Raw genomic sequence first — 23,538 nt, forward strand, 5'->3', positions numbered from 1 at the left:
TCCGATCTGGTCCCCCCGCGCCCCCACTCCACCCCCACACGCAAGCGCCCCCCACGCACCCGCCAGAGCCAACCTACCCTTGCTGCCTTCCGGCCCTGGGGGAGTTCAGTCAGATAGCGCCACGTGAGGGGCTCCGCACACAGTACCCGATCCCCACCCCCCGATACGAGTTCGCGAGCACCCCTCAGGATCTTGTATGGTTCGTCGCGGAGGATTCGCCTAGTGGCCTAGGGCGCACGCTTGGAAAGCGTGTTGGGGGCAACCCCTCACGAGTTCGAATCTCGTATCCTCCGCCATTGCTCTCACCGGGCAATACGTCGATGGCCCCCGCTGCTCGCAGCGGGGGCCATCGACGTTCGTAGTTGCAGTTTTAGTTGCAGTTCGTGCGGTGGGCGCAGCCGGAGGGCCCTGCAGACGGTCCCGTATCGGCCCTTGGGTATCCCTGGCAACTTCGACCGGGTTTGTCAGTGGTGCGTGGTAAGCCTGTTCTCCTACCGATCGGCTTCTCGGGTGAAGGGTGAACAGCCATGGCGGGGGAAAGCTACGTCGACCACGAGGTCCTCAAGGCGTTCGCGAAGAACAAGGTGAACGTGCCGAAGGAGGAGGCGAAGGAGCGCCGCCGCCAGGTGAACTACCTGCGGGAGCGCCTGGAGGACTACATCGCCGGCCACCCGGACTTTGACCTGGTGAAGCTCCGCGCGTCCGGCAGCACCGCCAAGCACACAGCGATCCGTCGCAGGCACGGCACGGGGTCTGACGCGGACGTGGCCGCGTACCTGCGCGTCGGCGACCCCGACATCGACGTCTCGACGGTGCTGGCATGGCTGGAGGAACGCTGCAAAGAGGTCTATGGCAGAACGAAGGTCGCGGAGGACTTCAAGCCCTCCGACCACGCGGTCGGTATCACTATGCGGGGCTCTGGCTTGAAGATCGACGTGGTGCCGGTGCTCTACACAGGCGAGCCGGACGACCGGGGCTACTTGGTCACCAGCGGCGGCATCAAGGTGCTCACCTCGGTCACGCTCCACCTGCGCTTCATCGAAAAGCGCAAGGGAGAGGCCGGTGACAGCTACCGGGAGCTGATCCGCCTGCTGAAGGCGTGGATCCGCGAGAGCAAGGGGGTCGACCCGCAGCTGCGCTGCAAGTCGTTCCTGATTGAACTCCTGGTCGCGCACCTGTGGGACGTCGGCTGGAACGGCCAGCCACTCGAAGTCGGCGACTACCCGCGTGCGATCGAGCAGGTGCTCTCCTACATCGTTCGCACCGGCCTGAGGACACCGATCGTCTTCACCGACTACTACACGGCCGACGAGGTGGACACGACGACGGATCCCATTCAGGTCTGGGACCCGGTCAACCCGGAGAACAACGTCGCACGCGGTTACACCGAGTTCGACCGCCAGCGGTTGGTGAGCCATGCCAAGACGACTCTCGACACCCTCACGATGGCTGCGTACGCGGCCACGAAGGGTGAGGCGCTCGACCTCTGGCGCGAGCTGTTCGGCCCCACCTTCCCGGGAGAGTGACCATGACCGGCTCGTACTCCAGATCCGCTTCCGGTTCGTTCACGATCACCGATGCCCGTTACGTCGGAGGCAGAGTCGCCGCCGACCTGCGTCTGCTGTACAACCTCTACGGCGAACCCTCCCTCGAGAAAATCGACAAGTTCGCCGACGAGGTCGCCCTGCTTCTACGAGACGGTTATCTCGACACCGTCGACTACGGCTTCCGCGACACCGCCACCAACGCCTGGAAGTTTCGGCTGCGCTACAAAGCCACGGCCGGCGGCCAGCTCATCGACTCCCGACCGGGCAGCTTCCCGGACCCGGTCGACCTCACCGGCTACACCTTTCACAGCTTCCTGAACTACAGCTCCGCCTTCTGGCTCCTGAGCAGCAGCCAGCAGACCGGGGTCAAGGAGGCACTGCCGATCTCCCGGACAACCGGCACTGCCCCGAGTGCCGCCGCAGGCACCAGCACCACGGGGCACGGCTACGCCCGCAACGGTACTGGCGTCTCACGCGACGTCTACGTCGCCTACTAGTCCAGCGTCATCAGCAGGAGGAACGAGCGTATGACCAGCCAGGACGACCTGTTCCACCCCGTCATCGAGTTGCCCGAGCCCACCCGACGCGCCCGCTACGACCGCCTCGTCGGCCTGGATGACACGAAGCTGCGCCTGCGCAAAGAAGCCGCGCTCCTCGCGGACCCGCGCCGACTTCGGTCCTGGGCCGCGCGATACCACAGCGGCGACGTCGCCGCCCTCGCCCTCTTCGCGGATCGGGCGCCGCTGTTCGTTTTCGCTGGCGATGTCGGTTCCGGCAAGTCCGCGCTGGCAGAATCCTTTGGCTGCGACCTCGCCGACTGGCTCAATCTGCCGGTGTACCTGTACAGGCTCAAGCTCGCTACCCGCGGCAGCGGCTTGGTCGGCGAGATGACCTCCCTCATTGGAGACGCTTTTACCCACATGCACGTGGTGGGCAAGCGTGCGTCGGGCTCTGAGGGAGCACGCGAGGTGCAGATTCTTGTCGTCGATGAGGCCGACGCCCTGGTGCAGTCCCGCGAGGCTCAGCAGATGCACCATGAGGATCGGGCCGGCGTCGACGCGTTCTTGGCCGGCATCGACGGCTTGGCCGGCGCCGGGCTCCCGGTCGTCGTTGTTCTGTGCACCAACCGGGTCGGCGCCCTCGACCCGGCCGTCATGCGCCGCGCCGCGGCCACCTTCACCTTCACCCGCCCCGGCGACGAGCAGCGCCGCTCGGTCCTCACCCAGGCGCTCGACGGACTCGGCATCCGGCCGGAGACCATCCGCAAGGTCGTCGAGCTCACCGGACCCACCAAGGACCAGCCCGGCTACACCTTCTCCGACCTCACCCAGCGGCTGGTCCCAGCAGCTGTCTTCCGCGCTTTCCCCGACCGGCCTGTCATGGACGAGGACTTCCTCGCCCTCGCCGAGGAACTGGAGCCCACCCCCATCTTCACCGAGGAGCGCTGATGGCCCATCTCCCTGCCCCCAGCCCCACCAGCGTCCGCACCACCGGCGATTACTACCAATGGCTCGTCGCCTGGGAGGCATGCCTGACTCTCCTCCGTGAGAACGCCGCCCGTTCGCACAACCCTGTGCGCGCCGTCGGCGTCGAACTTGACGGCGTCGGCAATCTCGACGACGTCGTCCTGCTGCGCGATGTTCCCCCGAACACCTACAAGCAGGTTAAGTACGCGGTCGACAGCGCCACACCAGTCAACGCGGCATACCTGACCAAGCCCAGCCTCAGCGGCGGCCCGTCGATCCTCAAGAAGATCGCCAGGACGTGGAAGCAATTGACCGCACACGGCGGCACCGTCGAACTGCACCTGGTCACCAACCGGGCGGCCGACCCCGCCGATGACCTGGTGAAGATCTGCGATTCCCGCACCGGGCTCCTAATGCCCAAGGCAGCCATCGGCGGAAACAAGTCGGACCGCGGCAAGGCACGTGCCCAGTGGGCTGAGGAAGCAGGTCTGACCGAGGCCGAGCTCCTCGACCTGCTGTCGGTTCTGCGCTTCGACCTGTCGGTGAACATGGTCAAGTACCAGGAGCATCTGCAGCTGTTGATGGCCGTCACGGGTCTGCACAACGACCAGCGGGCGTTGGAGGCGGGCGCCGGATGGGTCGCCAAGATGGTCCGCGACGGCCAGCGCGAGCTCACGCTGGCAATGGTCGAGAGCGCCGTCGCCGAGCTGGACTTGAAGGCCGGCCCCGCTCGGGTCGTCCTGTCGATCGCCACGCTCAAGCCAGACCCGATGGCCCCGGATGCCGACCACGCCATTGACTGGGTCGACCGCTTCGAAAGCGAATCCGAGTACACCAAGCGTCGACCCCTGTCGCCGAGTACCTGGGCACAGCTACAGGCGGATATTGAGGCCGCACCTGAACGTCTGCCCGCCGGTACGACCGCCGTCTCCGTCACGGGAAGTATCCGTCTAGCGCCAGCCTTCCTGGTTGGTACCACCTTCCGCATGGTCACCGGGACCGACCTCGCAGCGCTGCAGCGGGGGAGGGGCGGCAGCCAACTCTGGTCCACCAACGACCCGTTTGAGACTGTCTTGGTCCCGGAAGTCGCTGAGTACGAGATTGGCCAAGGTGACGAGATCGCTGTCGCCATCTCGGTCGCGACGGAGATCACCAGGGACGTCCTGGAGTACCTCCGCGAGCAGGATCTCCCGGTCGGTAAGCTCATCGTCCTCGCCCCGCCGAGCGGCAAAGCGAACGACGGTTCCGTCCCCGGCAGCACCGCCGCCAACGCCTTGGCAGTGGGCATCCGCGACCACCTACGCCGCTCCACCCGCCGAGTCCAGCGCATGCACCTCTTCCTCGCCTGCCCGATGGGACTTGCTGTTCTGCTGGGCAACCGATGGAACCGGCTATGTCAGACCGTCGTCTACGAGGACATCAAGATCGGCGACGGATACGAGGCAGCATTCACCGTAGAGGCATAAGAGGCGACTCAAGCCCAAGGGCACCGAACCTGTTCCGAGGGTTGCGGGAACGCTTCGTGGATTGCGGGCTCAGACCGTTGGCGATCGAAGCCCGCATGGCCCACCCACGACAGTCGGATCAGGCGGCGGGTGGCTCGCCGTCCCGGGTCCAAAGCAGTCCGCCGACCTTGGCCGCCGTGTCCTTGAGGACGCGGTTCGTCAGATGCTGGTATCGGCGGCGCATCCGGGCCGACTGGCCAGGCTCCCAGCCCATGATCGCGTCAACGACGGTGTCGGGGACGCCGAGGATCAGCAGGATCGTGCCTGCGGTGTGGCGGGCGTCGTGCAGTCGGCCATCCCGCAGGCCGGCCGCCTCCAGCAGCTCCTTCCACTTGTGGTGATCGGTGTTGGGGTTGAGCGGTTCACCGGTCGGTGAGGTGAAGACGTATCCCTTCTCCACCCACAGGTCGCGGGCGAGACGCCGTTCCCGTTCCTGCTCGTCTCGGTGCTGCGCCAAGAGCTTCATCAGCTCGCCGGGGACGCCAATGGGCCGCCGTCCGGCACGGGACTTGGTGTCCTTGGTCTCTCGACGGATGTTGATCTTCTGCGGACAGTACCCGGGCTTGCGCCCGCAGCGGCCCCCGCAGCCATGCTGGTACCGGGGCCGCAGCCGCCCCCGGTGAACGACCAGCACCCCAAGGTCGAAGTCGAGGTCCACCCACTTGAGCCCAAGCACCTCGCCCTGCCGCAGACCGAGCGCCAGGGCGATCACCCAACGCGCGGCGTTGCGCTCTCGGCTGGCCACCTCCAGCAGGAGCTGGACCTCCTCGACGGTGTACGGCACAACCTCTTCCTCTTCCAGCCGAGGAGCCTTGGCGATCGTGGCCGGGTTCTCGGTGAGGTGACGCCGACGCTTCGCCTCGTTGAGGGCGGCGCGAACAGTGCGGTGGACCTGGTGCGCGGTGCCGGCCGCACTGCCGTTCTCCTGCATCTTCTTGTAGAAGCGCTCCAGGTGCTCGGGCTCCAGCTTCCCCAAACGATGCGCGCCGAGGCCGGGTATCAGGTGGTGGTAAACAGCGACACGGTAGCCGTCGATGGTGTTCTCGGAGACGTGCAGCGCGGCGATGTTCTCGACCCAGTGAGTCAGCCAGGACTCGACTGTCCAGGTCTGGCCCGCCTTCGGCACGCTGCCGGAGTCGCGCTTCCGCTCCAGCTCACGGACAGCCTTGGTGACGTCAGCGCGGGACTTGCGCATGACGTGGCGCCGGTCGGGTTTGCCGTTGTCCTTGGCGCCGACGGTGACGTAACCGTGCCAGTAGCCGTCCTTACCGAAGTGGATCGATGATGCGCCGTTGGGCTGCCGGGACTTCGCCATGATCGTCCCTTCAGGCCGCGAGAGCGACGGACGACTGGGTCGCCTGGGTGCGGGCTGCGACGTAGACGCTCAGCGCCTCTGCAGGAATGCGGCGAAGGCGGCCTATGGAAATGGACGGGATCTCACCGGAGGCGAGGAGCGCGTACATGGTGGTGCGGCCGACGCCGAGCCGTCGGGCGGCTTCCTCGACGGTGAGCGCGACCAGCGTGGGGTCGTGCGCGGCGCTGGTGTTGGCCTGGACGAGGCCGAGGAGCTGCTGCTCGGTCATGCCGAGGGCATCAGCCAACAGGGCAGCGGAGATGGGCGTTTCGGGCATGGAGGTACCTCCCGGCGGCGCGTGGGCAACGTGCAGCCGTGGTTGCTGTTCGGGATGGGCGGTGTGAAAGGGGTCCGCAGGGCAGCCCTCGGCGTTCGTAGCGCCGGGGGACGGGCGGGAGCGGTTACTCGGCGGCGGAGGTACCCACGTCCTTGCGGAGGGGGTCCTGGGGCGAGTTGGGAGCCGGGTAGAACGTCAGCTCGTCTGCGGCGGGCGTGATGTCGACGCCGAGCCGTTCGGCGATCTCGTCGTACTCCTGCTCGGCCTCTTCGAGGCGCACCTTCGCGGCGTCAGCGAGGTCCTGGGCGGTTCTCCACTCCCTCTCAAGGTCCTGGAGGCGGAAGCCCGCCTCCTGAAGCTCGTAGTTGGGGTCGTCCGGGTTCGCCACGGCCTGGGTCATGAAGTACTCGGCGGGCAGGTTCAGCGCCTTGGCCAGGCCGATGACCTCGTCGAACTGGATGGACCGGGTGCCGTTCTCGATCTTCGCGATCTGGGTCTGGTGGAACTTGAAACCGAGGCGCCTCATGCGCTCGGCGACATCGTCCTGGGACAACCGGGCGGCCTTCCGCATGATCTTCAGGTTGTGCGCCACCAGTGCCTCACCCTCGCTGGGGATGAGGTGGCGCTCCTTGGGCTTGTCCATGTTCACCTCCTCTCGGTTGAACCGGCACTACACCGGGGCCATCGTTAAACCATACCAGCATTGAATCCCCAACCGCGAGGCGCATGAAACGAAAGGTGATGCAGATCACACAAGCCTCTGAACTGCCACTATGCTACTAGGGAATCAATAAACGAACCTGCCATCGGTTTGACACCGCGCGCCGCGGGCAGTACATATGATGGTGGCGCATGAAAATCCGAACCTGAAGGAGGTTGAGAACGGCGCTCATGCCGCCAGAGAACGACAAAACCCCCGGCGCTACGAACACCGGGGGCTGATCGGAAACCTCGACACCGCCCATCCCTGGACAGCAGACCTACTACGGACCGGGTTGCCCCCCGGAGCCGTCGAGTGAGGAATCTCCATGAACGACAATACCCACCCCGGCGCCGAACACGCGGCGCAACCGGATCCCGCAGCCACCGCCGACCACGGAGCGGTCCTCCTGGATCAGCTCAAGGCGGCAATGGCCCGCTTCGTGATCCTGCCCAGCGACGAGGCACTGGACGCGGCGGTGCTGTGGGTCGCCGCCACCCACCTGCAGCCCTCCTGGCAGCACGCCCCGCGCCTGGCCGTTGTCGGCCCCGCGAAACGCTGCGGCAAGTCCCGCCTCCTCGACATCCTGACCGAGACCGTTCATAACCCCGTCATCACGGTCAACTCCACCGCCGCCGCCGTCTTCCGCTCCATCACCGAGGAGCCCCCGACCCTGCTCGTCGATGAGGCCGACACCATCTTCGGCACCCCCAAGCAGGCGGAGAAGAACGAGGAGATGCGCGGCCTTCTCAACGCCGGGCACCAGCGCGACCGCTACGTCCTGCGCGTGGTCGGCAACGACCACACCCCCCACCGCTTCCACACCTTCGCCATGGCCGCACTGGCAGGCATCGGCGACCTCCCCGACACGATCATGGACCGCTCGATCGTGATCCGCATGCGCCGTCGCGCGGCAGGCGAACGCGTCAGCCCGTACCGCACCAAACGCGACAGCCCCGCCCTGCACGAAATACGTGCCCGCCTCGCCCAGTGGGCCGTACCCCTGACCGACCAAGCCCTGCTCCTGGAGCCCCCCATGCCAGTGGAGGACCGCGCCGCCGACACCTGGGAACCCCTGGTGATAGTCGCCGACCTCGCGGGCGGCACCTGGCCGGACCGTGCCCGCCACGCCTGCACCAGCATGGTCTCAGCCGAAGCCGAAGCGGAGCAGGACAACCCCAGCAACGCCCGCATCCTCGCCGACATCCGGCGGGTCTTCCACGCCAAGGGCGAGCAGGAGCAACTGAGCACCGACGACCTCCTGCACGCGCTGAACAGCGACCCTGAAGCGCCCTGGGCCGAACACGGACGCGGCGGCCTGACACCACGCGGCCTCAGCGCGATGCTGCGCGAGTACGGGATCAGCTCCGGCAACGTGCGCGTGGGTGACATCCAGCGCAAGGGATACACGCGCACCAAGTTCACCGACGCCTGGAAGCGCTACTGCCCCGCCGTCCACCCTCTCGGCACCCCCCAGGCCGACGCGGGCTGACCTGACGCTGGTCCCGCCGACGCGAGCGCTGCCGCTGTCGGCGGGGACCAGCCCGAGCCGTACATCCGTCTTCTGCCGTCCCAGCCGTCCCAGCCAACAAACCGCAGGTCAACAGCCCTGAAAGTGGGACGGCTATCCGTCCCAAGACGGACAGCTATCCGTCCCGTCGCCCCGGCAGGCACCGCGCAAACCGAGCCCCCGACTCCCCTGGTCGCGTCTCCGTGCCGTCCCGGACGGCAGCCGCTCGGCCTGCCGTACCGCCGCTGACCTGCGGTTGCAACGGCAAGACGGCAAAGACGGCACACCCAGACCACCCCCAGACCTCCCCCGCAAGGACTTCTCCACCATGCCCGACACCGCCATACCCACGACCGACCCGGCAAGGCCGACCGGTCGCCACCGAGCCACCTGGTGGGACCAGCTCGCGATCATCCTGCTCGGCCTCGCCGGCTGCGCCCTGTCCTTCGACGCGCTGCGGCAGATGGCCACCGCCGTCCACGTCCGCCCACAACTGACCTACCTCTTCCCCATCGTGATCGACGGCTTCATCGCCTACGGGGTGCGCGCCCTCCTGGTCCTGCGCGAAGCGCCACTGCCCGCACGCCTGTACGCCTGGGCTCTGTTCATCGCCGCCACCGCCGCCAGCATCTGGGCCAACGGCCTGCACGCCCTGGACCTCAACCAGCCCGGCACCGTCGGCCTCCACCTCGACGACCCCACCGTCACCGTCCTGTCCGCCATCGCCCCGCTCGCCCTCGCCGGGGCCACCCACCTCCACATCCTGATCACCCGCTACGGCGGCACCGACCCCGCCCGCACCCCAGCGGACGGAAACGCCACACCGGTTCCGTACCAAAGCCATCAGTCCGACGGAACGCCGCACTCATGCGCACGCAAGGAGCTGGAGCGCCTGGCGCCGCAGACCGAACCTGCGCGAACCGCCGACGCGGAGACGGCGTTCGACCAGAACTCCGACGGCGTCGATCGGAGCAGGGCCGCAGAACGCGCGACGGCAGTCGAATCACCGCAGGGCGAGCCCGAAGACGCGGGCGAGGACGAGAACGGGGGTTCCGTACAGCGTCGCCAGAGGCAGGGCGGGCGGCCCCCGATGGCGACGCTGGAGCAACTGGTCAACGTGATCGCAGCCGCACACCCGGACCCCGACTCGATCACGCGAGACAGCGCCCGCAAATCCCTCACCGAAGCCGAGCTGGGCGCCGGAACCCTCCGTCTGACCGAGGCCATCACCCTGGTTCGCGCCGCCGCCCAGCCCCGCCAGCACCCCGACCGGCCGGACGATCCACAGCCCCTCACCGATCAGACCTGAACCCATCCGGACCGCCACAGCCCACACGGACAGGTAGGGACGCGCGGCTGCCGACACCCCGGCAGCCGCGCGTCTACCGGCCCCTATCCCAGAAGTGCGGGCCAGCCAAACCACCGATCCCGGCAACCATCACCTCCACCGCCGACCCGCGAACGGAGCCCTCATGCGTAACCCCTTCCGCGCCAAGCCCGACCCCGGAACGGACTCCCCCAACCGACAACACCAGAACGGGGAGCCTGCCGCCTTCCACCCGCTAACCTCCCCGAACGGCAAGGATGGCGACCCCGGGAACGACAACGGCGGAGCAAGGATGGCGACCCCGGGAACGACAACGGCGGAGCAAGCTGGAGCAAAGCCCACATCGCCGGAGGCGATGCGGACTTTGCGCTTGACCCCGCCGACAGGGCGGCGGGCCAGGACCGGCACCAGGGGGCACCGGGCCGACGGGAGGAGGCCGAGCGCGGCCCCCTCCCGGAACAGGGACAGGACCACCACGCCGAGCATCCCGCACGCTTCGCGCCGACCCTCACCCCTGACGCCTTCGTCCACCGCCGTATCGCAGCCCTCGACGTCACCCCGCTGCCCTATGAAGTCGACGCTCTCGTCATGAGCCGCCGGCCGCTGAGCGAGATCCTCTACCGGCCGCGCAGCGGCACCAAGCGCGATATCCAGCTGACCGCCTCCGCAGAGTTCGCCGAGCGGGAGTTCATCGACGTCGCCGCCAGGGCCGCCAAGCGCTCCCGGTCGGCCTTCCTGATGGACGCCGCGCTGACCTTCGCCCACGCCTACCTCGGCAATCAGCGCCCCGACGGTATCCCCGCGCTGCCCTCACCGCAGGCGCTCCAGGAGCTGACGCTCCTGTGCGGGAAACTGCTGCGCGAGATCCACCGGGTGGGAGTGAACCTCAACCAGATCGCCCGCGCCATCAACACCGGCGCCCAGCCCGACAGCACCGACGACGTCCTGGCCGAGGTCCACGGCCTGGCCCGCGCCGGCCGCCTCGCCCTGGAACACGTCGTCTCAGGATGCCGCCATGGTGCCTGACGTCTCCACCGGCTCCCGCAGCCGCGGACTCCTGTCCTACCTCTTCGGCCCCGGCCGACGCGACGAACACACCGACCCGCACATCGTCGCCGCGTTCGCGATGCCCGGCATCCCCGACCCCGGCCGCGCCCCCCTGGACCAACACCACACCCTCCTCAGCGAACTGGCCGACTACCTTGACCAGCCTGTGCGCGTGCGCGAACAGCGCACCGGCAAGAAAGTCCCCCAGCACGTCTGGCACTGCCCTGTACGCACCGCACCCGGTGACCGCTACCTCACCGACGAAGAGTGGGCCGAAGTCGCCCGCCGCATCGTCCACGCCACCGGCATCGCCCCCGACGGTGACGACGACGCTTGCCGGTGGATCGCGGTACGCCACGCGGACGACCACATCCACATCATGGCCACCAGCGTCCGCGAGGACGGACGCCGACCGCGCACCAACCGCGACGGCCAACGCGCCCAAACCGAATGCCGAAAAATCGAAGCCGAACTCGGCCTGCGCCGCCTCAAACCCGGTGACCTCACCGCAGCACCCACACCCACCAGCGCCGAGCAGGCCAAGGCCCAGCGCGCGGGCAACACCACAACAGCAAGGGAATGGCTCCGCGACGAGGCATACGCGGCGGCAGCCGCCGCACGCGACGAGGCAGAGTACTTCTCCATCCTCACCACCCTCGGCATCAAGATCAAATACCGGCTGGGCCCGCAGACCGGCGACGTAACCGGATACAGCCTGGCCGCGCCCGACGACACCAACGGCCATGACGAGCCTGTCTACTTCAGCGGCTACAACCTCGCCCCCGACCTGTCCATCAACCGACTGCGCGAACGCCTGACCGCCCACGACCTCACCGACCAGCCCACCGCCCGAACCAGCGGCCCCGGACCGTGGCACCAGGCCGACACCGCCCTGCGCCACCTCCACACCAGCCTCCTCTACCAGGAACCCGAAGGCGGCGAACAGCAGGACAGCGTGCTCCAGGCGCACGCAGCCGCGTTCGGCGAACTCCTCCACAACACCGCCGCCACCGCGCCCACCCCCCTACGAACCGAACTACGCGCAGCGGCAACATCGTTCAACCGCGCCAACCGCTCCGCCGTACGCGCCGAACACCAGAGCGCCACCGCCCTGCGCACCGCGGCCAAGGAACTGCTCCACACCCTCGGCTCGGACAAGGACGGCGGCGGGCTCGCCAGCCTGCTCTCCACCGCCGTCCTCACCCTCATCGCCCTCGCCCGCTGGAACGAAGCCCGGGGGCTGCGGCAGCAGGCCACCGCAGCCCACCAGACCCTCGCCCACCTGCAAACGGCCTACCGACAGGCCGCCCAACCCGTCCTGGCCGACCTCACCTCACGCACACCCAGCCCCCACACCACCCAGCGCTACGCCACCGTTCTCCGCGCCGCCATCCCCGACCAGGCGACCCGCATCCTCGACGACCCCTCCTGGCCTGCCCTGGCCACCACCCTCGCCAAAACCGAAAGCACCGGCCAGAACCCCCGCCACGTCCTCGCCGGAATCGCCCAACAACGAGAACTCGACACCGCCGACCACCCCGCCGAAGTCCTCAACTGGCGCCTCCAACACCAGACAACCGAACGCCAAGCCGCACGCGCCCGAGCCGCCACCGCCCGCCCCCACCGCGCCGGCACCGCTGGCACGGTGCCTGCGTCCGCGACGGGTGCTACGCCTCCTCGTACCCCGCAGCCAGGCCGCGAGGTCCCGCGAAAGCTGCGGTGAATAGACTATGGATACCGCCGCTCACGCGTCCACGTCACCTATTTCCCACGCTGCCTGGAACGACCCGCAAGACGGTGATCGCTAGAAGGCGAAAAATTCCAATGGTGACCCGTATTCAGGCGGGGTTGCTCTGGTGATGTCGAGGGAAAGCCTCGCCGATCGGCCAGTGCTCAGACAGGCCGAGAGCGGTGTGGGTCGGGTGAGCCGCAGACTGGTGTTCAACTTGGATCCCGACCAGCTGTGCGGTAGCCCAGGTAGGGAGGGCAGTGACTGGAGGCGAGCTGGGATCGGGGCTTTGCCAGAGGACGGGGGTCCTCTTTGCCCAGGTCCAGGGTGCTGGGTTATCCACGATGAGAACGCCGCTGACCCGCCCGTGGGCGTGGTTGTAGGTGGCGGTCCAGTAACCGTCGGGCCTTCGGCCGAAGGTCGGTGCGCCGGCGTGGGAGTACTCAACCGAGGATCCGTACAGCGCAGTCTCGATGTCCTCGTCCTCGGGAAAAGCGGCTGCGTGGCCAACCGCCACGATGAACGGCAACTCTAGGTCTCCGTACTTCCCGCCCTTCCTCTTAACCGCGTCGAATACCCGTTCCGAATCGTTGTCGAGCCAGTCCATCGCGGGGTAGATACCGATGGTTCTACTCGTTGGATCGCCTCGCTTGCCCGGGCTGCGAGGAATCGCCTCGAACGAGAGGCACCAACCAGCCTCCTGCCAGGTGTACTTGGGCAATGGGACATCGCGCTCGTGCTCGGCGATCACTCGATCGGGGTCCAGGTCAGCGAGCCAACGCATCAACTCACTCTTCAGCCGCTTCTGCGGCGGTGTCGCGGAACCCGTCTTCTCGATCTCACAGGACACAAAGAAGTTGGGACTTGGCACGCTATCAATGGCATCGTTCAGGTGAGGCGGAAGAATAGTCCCGGGGTCACCCAAACGCTGCGTCGTCCAGATTGCTTCCACAACAAATTGCTTGCCATCGCGTGTAACCAGAAAGTCGGGATTCTTGCCACGGGTGCCAATTCCTGGCTCGAGCTCCACGGTACAACCGGAGCCGAGCAGCATCTCGTGCAGATACAGCTCCCACAGCGCTGAGAAGACGTTCGTGTCGGAATTCCGGTCTAGCAGCCGACTGCGTAGACCCGACTGCGCGTGGTCCGGGAGGTGAGACCACCACTCGTTGATCACGTCCCGAACCTGATCCCAGAACGGACCGGCGATCCTCTCGAAGAACTCGCTCTTCGACTCAGATGCTCGATTCGGAGACGCGTCCGTTCGATTCCTGCTCGTGTACACGGCCATGGCGAGGAGCGTAGGCTGCCTTGCCATCGATAGCTATACGTTTTTAGTACTAGCGGGGTGGCCTGCGGGCTCTAATCCGGCGCCGTGTTGACAGCCCGAAACAGGACTCACCTGGGACGTGTTGCAATGATCGTTTCAGCGTGAATTGTTTTGTCGAAGCATGACTGATGCCGCCCGTGAGAGCCGTGTGGGCTGCGTTCACGATGTTCCTGTCCGTCCCAGACCGTGGGCTTCCCCTGCTGCCAGCTACCGGGGGAGACAGCTCAGAGGCTGGTGACGGGTTGTCCGGTGAGGGCTTGAGCGATCTGCCAAAGCTGACCGCCTCGCGATGCCTTGATAAGGACGACGTCACCGGGGCGGAGGATGGATTGGAGGTACGCCGCAGCGGTCGCGTTGTCACCGACAAGAGCGATGTCCGGGGCGCCCGCCGCGCCGGCCGTGAGAACGAGCTGCTTCGCCAGGTCACCTCCGACCCCGATGACGAGATCGACACCGCTCTCGGCTGCGAAGCGACCGATCTCCCGGTGAGCTTCTACCGCTTCGTCACCCAGCTCCAGCATCTCTCCGAGTACGGCGATCTTTCGGCCTCCCTCGGCCTCGGTCCTTTCGCCGGGCGCCTCGGTCATCAGGAATCTCCGTTGTTCGAGGCCAAAGGGGTGAAGGTGATTGCCCGGCCGGTGTACGAGGGGGACAGGCGACTGATGGGGACTCGATCATGCGTCTGCCCCCACGCGGAAGGGTCGCGGATCAAAACAACGGGGTCAGGGCCGTCCTCGTAGCCGCGCAGAATCACAAGGTGGCCGCCTGAGCGACCATCGTCGGGGAACTGCTCCGTCACCGAAACGATCACGGGTGCGTCGTCGAGGCGTTCCAGTAGGTCCCCGGTCGGAACCGGCTCCGCACGGGACGGGACGCCGAGGTCAGTCGCAAGGCCCGCGATCCCCGCGTGTAGTGCTCCACGCGGGGTCAGAACCTCGTTCTTAACCGCGAGTTCCAGCAGTTCCGTGACCGTCGGAGCCGGGCGCCCGTAGGCGAGCAGGATCATCCGAAGCGACGCCAGGCCGCACGCCCGGTTCGACCATTCCGTCCGCTCCCCCAAGGCCCAGCCTCCGTGCAGATCCCACTCGGCGGGGTCGATCAGCTGTCGGCACATGGGCACATCGTGGACGCGCGGCACAGCGGCTGACTCCTACGTAAGACGGCAGCCTCCCGGGTCGATGTGGTGCTGGAGAACGCGGGAGTGGGCAGGGGGACATCGTATGGCGCGCGTGCCAGCGCCTCGTGCAGCATCGCCAGTACGACATCCGTGTGCGTGAAGCCCAGCGTGGCGGCACCCACGACGAAGTTGCTGTCACGCGACATGCCGGGGGTGGAGTTGACCTCCAGCACGTACGGCCGGCCGGCCGAGGTGAGCATGAAGTCGATACGGGCCGAGCCACGCAGCCCGAGACCGCCCCACAGCGTCTTGACCTGCTGAGCAATCTCGCCCAGCACCTCGGGGGCGAGGTCCGCGATCCGCACGGCGACGGTTCCATGGGAGTCGATGTCCAGCTTGGTGTCGGCGTCGTAGAACTCAGCTTCGTTGGCTTCCGTTGCCAGCGGCGGGAAGATGGCCACGGAGCCGCCAGGCAGCTCCAGGAGCCCCACAGTCAGCGGTGTGCCGCTCACGTACTCCTCTACGAGGACGTCATCGCCTGTTGCGCCGGCAGCGTCGGTCAGTGCCCGTCCGAGGTCCGCCTGTTCGCGAACGAGGCTCATGCCGACACTGGAGCCCCCGAAGGGTGGTTTCACCATCACGGGCCGTCCAGTCCAGGCCGCCGGCCCTCCCGACCATACGGACCAGCCGGGAGTGGGCACTCCCAGGCTGAGCATGACCCTCTTGCAGAGAATTTTGTCGGCGGCCACCGCGGACGCCGAGACGCCGCTCCCGCAGTACGGCACGCGGAGGTAGTCGAGAAGGCCCTGTAAGCGCCCGTCCTCCCCGTACGGGCCATGCAGGTTGGAGAGGGCCACGTCGTACGAGGCCAGCTCCTCGATGAAGCCGGGCTCGCAGGGGTTGAGCACAGCCCAGTGAGCGCCGATCTCGTCCAGGGCCTCGGCCAGGGCGGTCACGGAGCGCTGCTCGACGGGACACTTCGAGTGGTAGAGCTGGTCCTCGGCGGACACCGGGCCGTAGACGAGGGCAACGGCAAGGCCCTGGCGGTTGTGGCCCCAGGTCCGAAGGTCGCGGACGGCCCTCTGGTATGCGGGTTCTGTACCGGGATTGAGGAAGATGGTCATACGAGCACTCCTTCGAAGGTGTGGGTGACCGGACCGCCGACCCAGTGGGTTCGGCGCGGCCGGTCGTCGTGCGGCCGGACCGTGAGCGGTTCTCCGGCGCGGTTGTGAACGGTGACCGGGCGCGGGGAGACGAGTCCTCGCATGGTGGCGATGACGACGGCCGCCACAGCTCCGCTGCCGCACGACAGCGTTTCCGCCTCGACGCCGCGCTCATAGGTACGGATCCTGAGGGCCTGGTCGCCGGCCGACTGGACGAAATTGACGTTGGTCCCCAGCGGGGCAAGATCGCTGTGGTGGCGGACGAGGCTGCCGGCGAGTTCCGCGTCGATCGCGTCGATGTCGTCCACGATGGCGACGACGTGTTCCGTGCCGGTGTGAGCGCTGTCGAACCACGTGGGCCTGCCGTTGATCACGAGGTTCAGGCGGCGCGGGTGGACGGCACCGACCTCGGCCGTGACCCACACGAAGTCGTCGGCCACTACCGCCTGGTGCTCCACACCGGCCATGCGGAGCGTCATCTCGCTGAATCCGTGGTCGTGGTGGGCGGCCCAGGCGGCACACCGTAAAGCGTTGCCGCACATGGTGGCGGCGGAGCCGTCCGCATTGAAACAGTCGACTGCCAGAACGGCGGGGCTGTCAGTGATCAGGTTGCAAATGACCAGGCCATCGGCCCCGACACCCATCCTTCTGGCGCAGAGGCGCTGAGCCTCCTTCGGCCAATCCTTCTCGCTGCCAGGTTCGGCGGCGGCAAGCAGTACGAAGTCGTTTCCCGCTCCGTGGATCTTACGAAAGCGCATGGCAAAGCTCCTCGTGTGTGGCGTGACAGTTCGGGTGTGGAAGCCCCAACAGGGGCTGGATCAGGGGAATTCGATCGGCTCGACGAAGATGTCGTCTTGCTCATGACCACAAGCCGACTGTCGGCAAAGCTCGGGGGCTTGGTTGCCGGGACGCAGCGGGTGCTGGGTAGGATGTCGAAGGCGCATTCTCGGCCTCGCGCTCAGACGCTCAGCGCCGCCAGACACCGAGGCCGATGGCGATGACCAGCGCCACGACTCCTATGACGTAACCAAATTGCTGCTTTGCAGGACTCACGAGGCGTCCACGGCGGAGTCACAGAGTCGCTGCCGCACGGAGTTGATGCCGATGTGCGCAGGCGGCATCCAGGCGGCTGCGCCGGTCTCGATCATCGAGGGAAAGACGGCGCCGGAATGGGCTCGAAAGAGGTACCGGAAGCCGAAACGGTGCCGCGGCCCGTACCGGTGCCGGCCCGGTGGAGTGACGTCGACCAGGAAGGGGCCTTCCAGACCGGGTTCGGTCCACACGTCGCGGACACCAACCTCCTCGGCAAGAATCCGGAGAGCCGCGCCGCTAAGGGATTCGTCGTGGGCCTCGGGCTCCGCCTCGGCGAGAGCGAAGCCGTCGGCGTGCCGAAGGCTCAGGACACGCCCGCCCTCGTCCACCACCACGGCACCCGTTGTTACGACGGGGCAGCGGCCCTCGTGATTGCAAAGCCGGCGTTGCACATGATCACGAGCCGCGTCGTACAACGGCATCAGCGCCACCTTCTCGGCAGGATGCTCGTTGAGGTAGGACGACAACTCTCGGATGATGTGCCCGACTTCGACGGTCATGGTGTACTCAGCCCCTCACGCTCGGCGTAGATCCACAGCAGGCGCCGCGCGATGGAGGCCGTGTCGCGGAGGTACACAAAGACGCCGAAGGCGGGCGTCTCGTTGGTGGGCCGCGTCCCGTGCTCGATCAGGGCAAGGCCCTTCCGGTACAGCACGCGCACGTCGTCGTCCCCGGCCTGCCCCAGATCCAGGTCCAGGAGAGCGCTCAGGTGCCCGACCACCAGCGGCAGGGACGCGTCCATGGCCTCACGAGTGGTCTTGCCCATTTGCATCGCGAGGACGAGATCAGTCCGTGCGGAGATTCCTTCAACGTCGATCGTGAGATCGACCGCCGTGCTGTTTGCCGTCCCGAGCGCCTTGCCCATACTTGCCACAGTGATCATCACTTGCCCCTCCTGGAACAGGATTTGCGTCGTGCCATACAAACTAGGAAAGGCGATAGCCTGGGTTCCACGAGTGTGCCGGAACTTGCCGGGAGTTCACCCGAGAGACTCGATGGCAGCCGTGATGATTTGCCTTGCCGCACCGCCGTAAACGGCGAGTTCGGCCAGCTCGGCGAACGTCTGGGCATACATGGCAAGTTCGTGATTCTGCACGACGGTGAGGTGCGCGGAGACCAGTTCGACATTCACGGTCTCGTCGTCGTACAGGAAGAATCCCTCGACGGGCCAGAGAGCCCGGTCAGCACTTTGGGGAATGATCCCGATGCTCACCGATGGCAGCGCCATGACGCTGAGCAGGTAGCCGAGTTGACCGGCCAGAACTTCCGCTCCGCCAATGCGGTACCGGAGTGCGCTTTCCTCCAAGAGAATGGCGAACGTGTGGTTGCCGTAGACGATGTTCTGTTTCTCCACCCGAACTCTGACTGCCTCCGGCACGTCGTCGATGAGGCCGCGACGGTCGCGGATGGAGGTCAGAAGCGCGGTGATGTACGAGGCGGTCTGCACGGGGCCGGGAATCAGCCACGGCGAGTAGATGCGGAACCGCTGGGTGCGCTCCCACAGGGGAAGAACGGATTCCTGCACCCACTTGAGGCCGTTGCGCTCCATCTTGCGCCACTCGACATACATGCCCTCGATTCCGCGGGCAGTCGAGACGAGATCTCCGGCTTGGCCTTCCGCGCCACAAGCGGCGCACCAATCGCGAAGATCGCGCTCCGACGGCGGACGGGCACCGCTCTCGAATCGCGAAGCCTTCGACTCGTGCCAGCCACACCGCCTGGCGAGTTCCCGCTTGCTGATGCCGGCTGCTTCCCTGATCTCAGCCAGGCGTTTCCCGAGAGCCTTGCGGGCTTCCTGAACGCTCGAAGATGGCGATGTCATGGCGTCGCGGCGGGGCGTTCGGCCTGTCAGGACAACTCGAACTCAGCGTGCGGCGTTGCCCGCTTCCACACGGCCTCGAAGGCCGACTCGCAGAGCTTCGCCACCTCAGGGTCTTCCGTCAGCTCCATCTCCATGTTCTCTCCCTCGCCGTCGAAGTGATTGAGGAGAACGAGGCTGGAGTCGAACAACCAGAAGTCGTTGCCCGGGAGCGCGACGTTCGTCGCTCGACGGCGCGAGAGCCAGCGCACGTCTTCTCCCGCGGCGATGTTCAGCCCGTCCGTCACAGCATGCTCGAAGCGGACGTACTCACTGACCGGCGTCGACACAACGCGCGCCCGGCGAACCTCGACACCTCGTGCCGTCGCCTCCGTGACGATGCTGTGCCAGTCGGCCCAGCGCTCAGCGGGGTCGAGAGTCTTACCGGCCTTCCAGTCGATGAAAGCCTGGTCCGACTTCATGTAGGCGTCGCGCATCTCCAGATGGACGGCTGTCCTCTGGCAGTCGCGAAACAGCTCCTCAAACGTCGGGGTGTTCGTCATCCTGCTTCACCTCCGGGTCGCCGGCCTTGGCACTCTGCTCCATCTCCAGGAAGAACTGCACCATGCGCCGGGGAATCTCCACCACCGACTCGTGGCCAGGGATGTCCATCTGCTCCAGGCGCTCGGCGTCCTCCACCTTCCAGCCCTGCACGAGGTAGTTGTCCCGTGCGTCGTCGAGGTAGATCGTGGGCGAGCCGCCGCTGGGACTCTCCGGGTCTTTGCCGAGCCGAATCAGGGCCATGATGTCCTCCTCGAACGCCGATGACGATCTCTATGCCAGAGCTTGCCCGAGCCCTCGCTGCGGAGCGAGGAACTTGCCGGAACTTGCCAGGACCTGTCGGACATGCGATCTCTAAGTCGGCTGGCCGATAGCGGTCAATCCGCCTCACGGGCGGGGCAGCGCTTCGCCTTCACGTGCCGTTACGTCGACTTCACACAGCGAGCGATCGGCGGCGAGCGCGGGTGAGTGCCACGTAAAGCTTGCGATGATCCTCATTGTCTCGGTCCAGCCCGACGTGTAGGGCTCGTGTATCGCTGGCCTCGAATCGCACGGCAACGGCGTCCCACTCGCGTCCTTTGGCCTGATGAGTGGTTAGGCCGAGTATGAGGTCGTCGAAGGGGTGGAGGAGGCGGGTACGCAGCTGCCGGAGGCGTTCAATTTGGCTGGGGTGCTTGCCAGGGATCCTGGCTGACGACTCGGTGGCGATGGCGGCTGTGAGGTCCGCGAGGGTGCCAGTGAGGTCTTCCTTGTCGGCGAGGCGCGCGAGGATCGCGTCCAGGCGCGGTTCCAGGCGGGCACGGGCGTCCTCGTCCAACCGCAGGGTAGCGGCAGCATCGGTCACATAGGTGGCGTGCTCACCGAAAGCGCTGCGGGTGAGCCGGTTGAGCAGCAGCGTGGAGGCGGCTTCTTGCGTGTTGCCGCTGGCGGAGCGGAACGCGAGGGGAAGTACGCGAGGGTCCGTATTCCATAGGGGTTTCCATTCGCGCGCCAAGACAACATCGACGCCGTCCAGAACAGCGCTGGGCACCGTGGTGGGTTCGCTTCGGCGCAGGGCCGTGGCCAGATCTTCTTGGTGGGATGTACGCCAGCGAAAAGATGCGGTCAGCTGGAGGGTGGCCATCTCGGCGCGCTCGATGAGGGTGGGTACGAGGTCGGGGCGGGCACCTCGGAAGCCGTATAGGGCTTGCCAGGGATCACCAACGACGGTGATGTGTAGTCCGGCTTGGGCTGCGAGTTCAACTACGGCCAGGTCGAGGCTGTTGGCGTCGAAAATCTCGTCGACAATCAGAGCGCGGGTGGTGGTGGCAAAGTAGTCGATCAGACAGCCAGTTATGTCCGGCACGCTCAGAGCCTGTTCGAGGATCGCGCGGACGTTGTCGTGAGTGCATTGGCCGTCGTTCACAGCAGTCTCAAAGTCGTGCTGGCCAAGGTGGTTGCCTTTGGCATGCCGGTAGGTGTGGGCAGTAACGATCTGGCGGCCTTCAAGTTCGACGACCGGCTCCCGGGTCGTATAGCGGGTCGGATAGTGGGCCTTCCAGGTGTCCAGAACCTCAAGTTCGGTGTGGCCGCCGGGCCAACGAAGTTTATTGGTATGCAGGAGATGGGCGAGCAGGTCGTAGACGACGGTGTCGAGGGTGACAATGCGGTGTGGTGGGTTGATCGCGGCGCGGCCCCAGGTTGAACGGACACGCGCGCGCAGTTCCGCTGTGGCGGAGCGGGTAAAGCTGACGGCGACGACCGCACGCGGGTCGCTGGCCAGGGCGAAGCGCTGCACGCCAAAGCGATATGCGGACACGGTCGTCTTTCCGGAGCCGGGGGCGGCTTCGATGTAGAGGCGCGTGAGGGGTGTGCCGGCGGCGATGAGCTGTTCGGGAGTCAGCCGGTCCAGGGCAGCCTCAGCCACGAGGCTCGCCCGAGCTATCAACGTCGGGTGCCGGACTAAACCAGGGGTTAGCAGTAGGAGGCAACGCCTCGCCCAAATCGTCCGAAGCATCCGGTACGTCGCTGTCATCCTCACTCGGCTGGGGGGGTTCGTCCGACCCGGTTGCGGCAGGTGGTGCCGGGTACAGGAAGTCAAACATCGCCTGCAGGTGGCCTGGGACGACCGGGTGGATCATTGCTTCGTTGGCGTCGGCAAGTTGCTGGGCGAGCGCGAGCGCGAACTCCGCCTTTCGCTTTGCCCCCTTGCCGGCGGGCGTGGCGTCCTTGCCGTCCTTGGCCTTACGGGCGCTGCGAAACAGGGCGTGGACTGACTCGGGATCTAGCGGCTCCGGTACGGGTAGGTCTAGGTCGTCCAGGGCCTCGGCGATCAGCTTTTCGTTGCCTGCGGTGATGGCCGGCTCGAGCGTGGGGTGACTGATAAACGCCTGGGCAACGTCAGGGTCGTGAGCTGTGATCCATGGTGGGGCGATGGGCACAGCGCCGAAGTCCAAGTCGCTATCGCGCAGGACGGCGATCTTGGTGCACAGCTCCGCGCCCTTGGTCGCCAGCAACCGCACCGCCCACGCTCCGACTTTCGTGCCCATGGGCACGATACTCAGGGCCTCGACAAACGCTTGCTTGTCCGCGTCCTGAGCGGCCCAGGCACGGGCGAACTCACGAAGTACGGCTACCTCGGTGACGCCCTCGACCAAGACCAAACGTTCAGCGAACAAGGCAGCGGATCGGCTGGTATCCAGATGAAGCCGCATCATGCGCAGCGTCTTGTCGCGCTCGGCCATCGGCAGAGTGGCGATGGGACGACAAAATCGGCGTCCGTCGCTGGTCCGGCGCAAGACGACAATCTGCTCTGGGCGGCAGGACGTTATGACGTCGGTGGCATGGCTGGACAGAACGATCTGCAGCTCCGGCCGCCGAGCGGTGACTCCGCGCAAGTAGCGGACTAGGGAGTGCTGTAGCTGCGGGTGCAGGTGTGCTTCGGGCTCCTCAATGACCACAGTGGCGTGGAAGGGATCTGGCGGGAAGAAGGAGTCCTCTGCGGATTCAGCCTCGGCCCGCGCCTGCACGAGCCGCTCGCGAGCCTGGCGCGCAGCCTCCTCTACGTCATCGGGATCGGGTGCAACCCCCATACGCGCGTCGGGCATACCTGTGGCCCGCTTGGCTGGGTCGGGAATTGCGGCCAGCGTCACAGCGATGTGGAGCAGGTTGACGTAGCCCAGGCCGGAGACTTCCAGTGGGCGTGCCTGGCCCCGGCCCTCAATCACGGCGAGCATCAGCTCCAAGACACGCGCCAGATAGGTGTCGTCAATAACCTGCCCGCGGACATAGGACCACTGCGGACTGACGCCCGCCGACATCGCCGAGAGGTGTGCGCCGATACGCTCCTCAACGGCCTCGATGATGCTGTCCTTAGCCAGACCCTCCAGGAGCTGAGACGCCCGCGCCCGCAGCGATACCAAACTGCGGCGTCCGTCCAGACGCTCCTGCTGCGCGCGCAGCAACTCGATCAAAATACGGACCTCACGCCGGGCGAGCTCATCCAGCGGATGACGCCAGGCGGGCAGATACAGGAGCTTGAACGGCTCAAGCGTGTCCAGTGGCCCCTGCCGCTGACCTGCCTGCGCCTGGATGCTGCCCAAACTCCGGGTCAGGTTCGTGCTCCAGCGCTGCGCGACAGTACCGGGCGCACCGTGATGAATGGCGTGGAGCTGGCGCCCCAGAACCCCTTCGGTGTGCGGGTCAGCATCCAGCGTGTACTGAACCGTAATACTGCGTTCGCCGCCGCCCAGAGCGGTCGCACTCGGGCGCGGCAGGCTGGGGAAACGGCTGGGATGGGCCAAGTACAGGGCATCAGTGACGGTGGTCTTCCCGACCCCGTTCGCACCGATCAGGACACTGAACCGGCCGGGGAGATCGCAGACGATCTCCGACTCGGCGCTAGCACGCAGCCCCTTGACTTCCACCCGGCTCAAATGCACGCGCGTTACTCCCCCACTCCGCAGCCCCACCCGACCGTCCTATAATCGCCCCGCACACTGACAAACGGTGTGCTTTCCAAAAATGTGCAGCATCA

General features: G+C 66.5%; 23 protein-coding genes, 1 tRNA gene and 1 other RNA gene. 9 read left to right on the plus strand and 16 right to left on the minus strand.

The window, feature by feature from the left end:
- Positions 1-40 precede the first annotated feature (40 nt).
- Positions 41-135, minus strand: an RNA gene (gene ffs / locus GT042_RS14505) — signal recognition particle sRNA small type.
- Between the two features lie 73 nt (positions 136-208).
- Here ffs and GT042_RS14510 point away from each other — a divergent pair.
- From GT042_RS14510 to GT042_RS14530, 5 genes are all read left to right on the plus strand, one after another.
- A tRNA-Ser gene (locus GT042_RS14510) sits at positions 209-296 on the plus strand.
- Positions 297-527: 231 nt separating this feature from the next.
- The gene (locus GT042_RS14515; protein ID WP_161309124.1) at positions 528-1,526 is read left to right on the plus strand and encodes a CBASS oligonucleotide cyclase; all 999 of its coding nucleotides are present in this window, start codon (positions 528-530) and stop codon (positions 1,524-1,526) included.
- Positions 1,527-1,528: 2 nt separating this feature from the next.
- On the plus strand, positions 1,529-2,044 hold the full coding sequence (locus tag GT042_RS14520) for a hypothetical protein (protein ID WP_161309125.1): 516 nt from the start codon (positions 1,529-1,531) through the stop codon (positions 2,042-2,044).
- Positions 2,045-2,074: 30 nt separating this feature from the next.
- On the plus strand, positions 2,075-2,995 hold the full coding sequence (locus tag GT042_RS14525) for an AAA family ATPase (RefSeq protein ID WP_161309126.1): 921 nt from the start codon (positions 2,075-2,077) through the stop codon (positions 2,993-2,995).
- Positions 2,995-4,479: an SAVED domain-containing protein gene (locus GT042_RS14530; RefSeq protein WP_161309127.1), complete on the plus strand. Its 1,485-nt coding sequence runs from the start codon at positions 2,995-2,997 to the stop codon at positions 4,477-4,479. The genes GT042_RS14525 and GT042_RS14530 overlap by 1 nt, the downstream gene beginning before the upstream one ends.
- A 118-nt stretch (positions 4,480-4,597) precedes the next feature.
- Here the strand turns inward: GT042_RS14530 and GT042_RS14535 are convergent, their stop codons facing one another.
- The 3 genes from GT042_RS14535 to GT042_RS14545 form a co-directional block, all read right to left on the minus strand.
- On the minus strand, positions 4,598-5,833 hold the full coding sequence (locus tag GT042_RS14535; RefSeq protein ID WP_161309128.1) for a site-specific integrase: 1,236 nt from the start codon (positions 5,831-5,833) through the stop codon (positions 4,598-4,600).
- A 10-nt stretch (positions 5,834-5,843) separates the two neighbouring features.
- Positions 5,844-6,149, minus strand: coding sequence for a helix-turn-helix domain-containing protein (locus GT042_RS14540; RefSeq protein ID WP_161309129.1), 306 nt, complete (start codon positions 6,147-6,149; stop codon positions 5,844-5,846).
- 124 nt (positions 6,150-6,273) lie between these two features.
- On the minus strand, positions 6,274-6,792 hold the full coding sequence (locus GT042_RS14545) for a helix-turn-helix transcriptional regulator (protein ID WP_161309130.1): 519 nt from the start codon (positions 6,790-6,792) through the stop codon (positions 6,274-6,276).
- Between the two features lie 385 nt (positions 6,793-7,177).
- Here GT042_RS14545 and GT042_RS14550 point away from each other — a divergent pair, with 385 nt between their 5' ends.
- The 4 genes from GT042_RS14550 (at position 7,178) to GT042_RS14565 (ending at position 12,456) form a co-directional block, all read left to right on the plus strand.
- Positions 7,178-8,341 (plus strand): DUF3631 domain-containing protein, encoded by a 1,164-nt coding sequence (locus tag GT042_RS14550; protein ID WP_161309131.1) that lies wholly within the window; start codon positions 7,178-7,180, stop codon positions 8,339-8,341.
- Between the two features lie 346 nt (positions 8,342-8,687).
- Entirely contained in the window at positions 8,688-9,668 is a 981-nt protein-coding gene (locus tag GT042_RS14555) for a DUF2637 domain-containing protein (RefSeq protein ID WP_161309132.1), read from the plus strand.
- 606 nt (positions 9,669-10,274) lie between these two features.
- Positions 10,275-10,712 (plus strand): plasmid mobilization relaxosome protein MobC, encoded by a 438-nt coding sequence (gene mobC / locus GT042_RS14560; RefSeq protein ID WP_161309133.1) that lies wholly within the window; start codon positions 10,275-10,277, stop codon positions 10,710-10,712.
- On the plus strand, positions 10,702-12,456 hold the full coding sequence (locus GT042_RS14565) for a mobilization protein (RefSeq protein WP_161309134.1): 1,755 nt from the start codon (positions 10,702-10,704) through the stop codon (positions 12,454-12,456). The genes mobC and GT042_RS14565 overlap by 11 nt, the downstream gene beginning before the upstream one ends.
- A 115-nt stretch (positions 12,457-12,571) precedes the next feature.
- On the opposite strand, the gene GT042_RS14570 is transcribed toward GT042_RS14565, so the two are convergent.
- The 12 genes from GT042_RS14570 to GT042_RS14625 form a co-directional block, all read right to left on the minus strand.
- The gene (locus GT042_RS14570; protein ID WP_161309135.1) at positions 12,572-13,753 is read right to left on the minus strand and encodes a hypothetical protein; all 1,182 of its coding nucleotides are present in this window, start codon (positions 13,751-13,753) and stop codon (positions 12,572-12,574) included.
- 263 nt (positions 13,754-14,016) lie between these two features.
- A complete protein-coding gene (locus GT042_RS14575; RefSeq protein WP_202532767.1) occupies positions 14,017-14,379 on the minus strand; it encodes a cyanophycin synthetase in 363 nt (120 codons plus the stop codon).
- Positions 14,379-14,906: a C39 family peptidase gene (locus GT042_RS14580; RefSeq protein ID WP_161309136.1), complete on the minus strand. Its 528-nt coding sequence runs from the start codon at positions 14,904-14,906 to the stop codon at positions 14,379-14,381. Before GT042_RS14580 ends, GT042_RS14575 begins: the two co-directional genes overlap by 1 nt.
- Positions 14,891-16,033, minus strand: a complete 1,143-nt coding sequence (locus GT042_RS14585; RefSeq protein ID WP_161309137.1) for an ATP-grasp domain-containing protein — start codon at positions 16,031-16,033, stop codon at positions 14,891-14,893. The genes GT042_RS14580 and GT042_RS14585 overlap by 16 nt, the downstream gene beginning before the upstream one ends.
- Positions 16,030-16,830: a diaminopimelate epimerase gene (gene dapF, locus GT042_RS14590; RefSeq protein WP_161309138.1), complete on the minus strand. Its 801-nt coding sequence runs from the start codon at positions 16,828-16,830 to the stop codon at positions 16,030-16,032. The genes GT042_RS14585 and dapF overlap by 4 nt, the downstream gene beginning before the upstream one ends.
- 291 nt (positions 16,831-17,121) lie before the next feature.
- Complete coding sequence (locus GT042_RS14595; protein ID WP_161309139.1) at positions 17,122-17,664, minus strand: NUDIX domain-containing protein; 543 nt, start codon at positions 17,662-17,664, stop codon at positions 17,122-17,124.
- Positions 17,661-18,029, minus strand: coding sequence for a hypothetical protein (locus GT042_RS14600; protein WP_237530800.1), 369 nt, complete (start codon positions 18,027-18,029; stop codon positions 17,661-17,663). The genes GT042_RS14595 and GT042_RS14600 overlap by 4 nt, the downstream gene beginning before the upstream one ends.
- Positions 18,030-18,143: 114 nt before the next feature.
- Positions 18,144-18,986: a helix-turn-helix transcriptional regulator gene (locus GT042_RS14605; RefSeq protein WP_161309140.1), complete on the minus strand. Its 843-nt coding sequence runs from the start codon at positions 18,984-18,986 to the stop codon at positions 18,144-18,146.
- A 26-nt stretch (positions 18,987-19,012) separates the two neighbouring features.
- Positions 19,013-19,525 carry a DUF6879 family protein gene (locus tag GT042_RS14610; protein ID WP_202532768.1) on the minus strand — a complete coding sequence of 171 codons (513 nt, stop codon included), beginning with the start codon at positions 19,523-19,525 and terminating at the stop codon, positions 19,013-19,015.
- On the minus strand, positions 19,503-19,766 hold the full coding sequence (locus GT042_RS14615; RefSeq protein WP_161309141.1) for a hypothetical protein: 264 nt from the start codon (positions 19,764-19,766) through the stop codon (positions 19,503-19,505). The genes GT042_RS14610 and GT042_RS14615 overlap by 23 nt, the downstream gene beginning before the upstream one ends.
- A 190-nt stretch (positions 19,767-19,956) precedes the next feature.
- A complete protein-coding gene (locus GT042_RS14620) occupies positions 19,957-21,429 on the minus strand; it encodes a UvrD-helicase domain-containing protein (RefSeq protein ID WP_161309142.1) in 1,473 nt (490 codons plus the stop codon).
- A complete protein-coding gene (locus tag GT042_RS14625; RefSeq protein WP_161309143.1) occupies positions 21,422-23,443 on the minus strand; it encodes an AAA family ATPase in 2,022 nt (673 codons plus the stop codon). Before GT042_RS14625 ends, GT042_RS14620 begins: the two co-directional genes overlap by 8 nt.
- Positions 23,444-23,538: the final 95 nt, after the last annotated feature.

The sequence above is a fragment of the Streptomyces sp. SID3212 genome, assembly GCF_009865405.1.
In the GTDB taxonomy this organism is placed as follows: domain Bacteria; phylum Actinomycetota; class Actinomycetes; order Streptomycetales; family Streptomycetaceae; genus Streptomyces.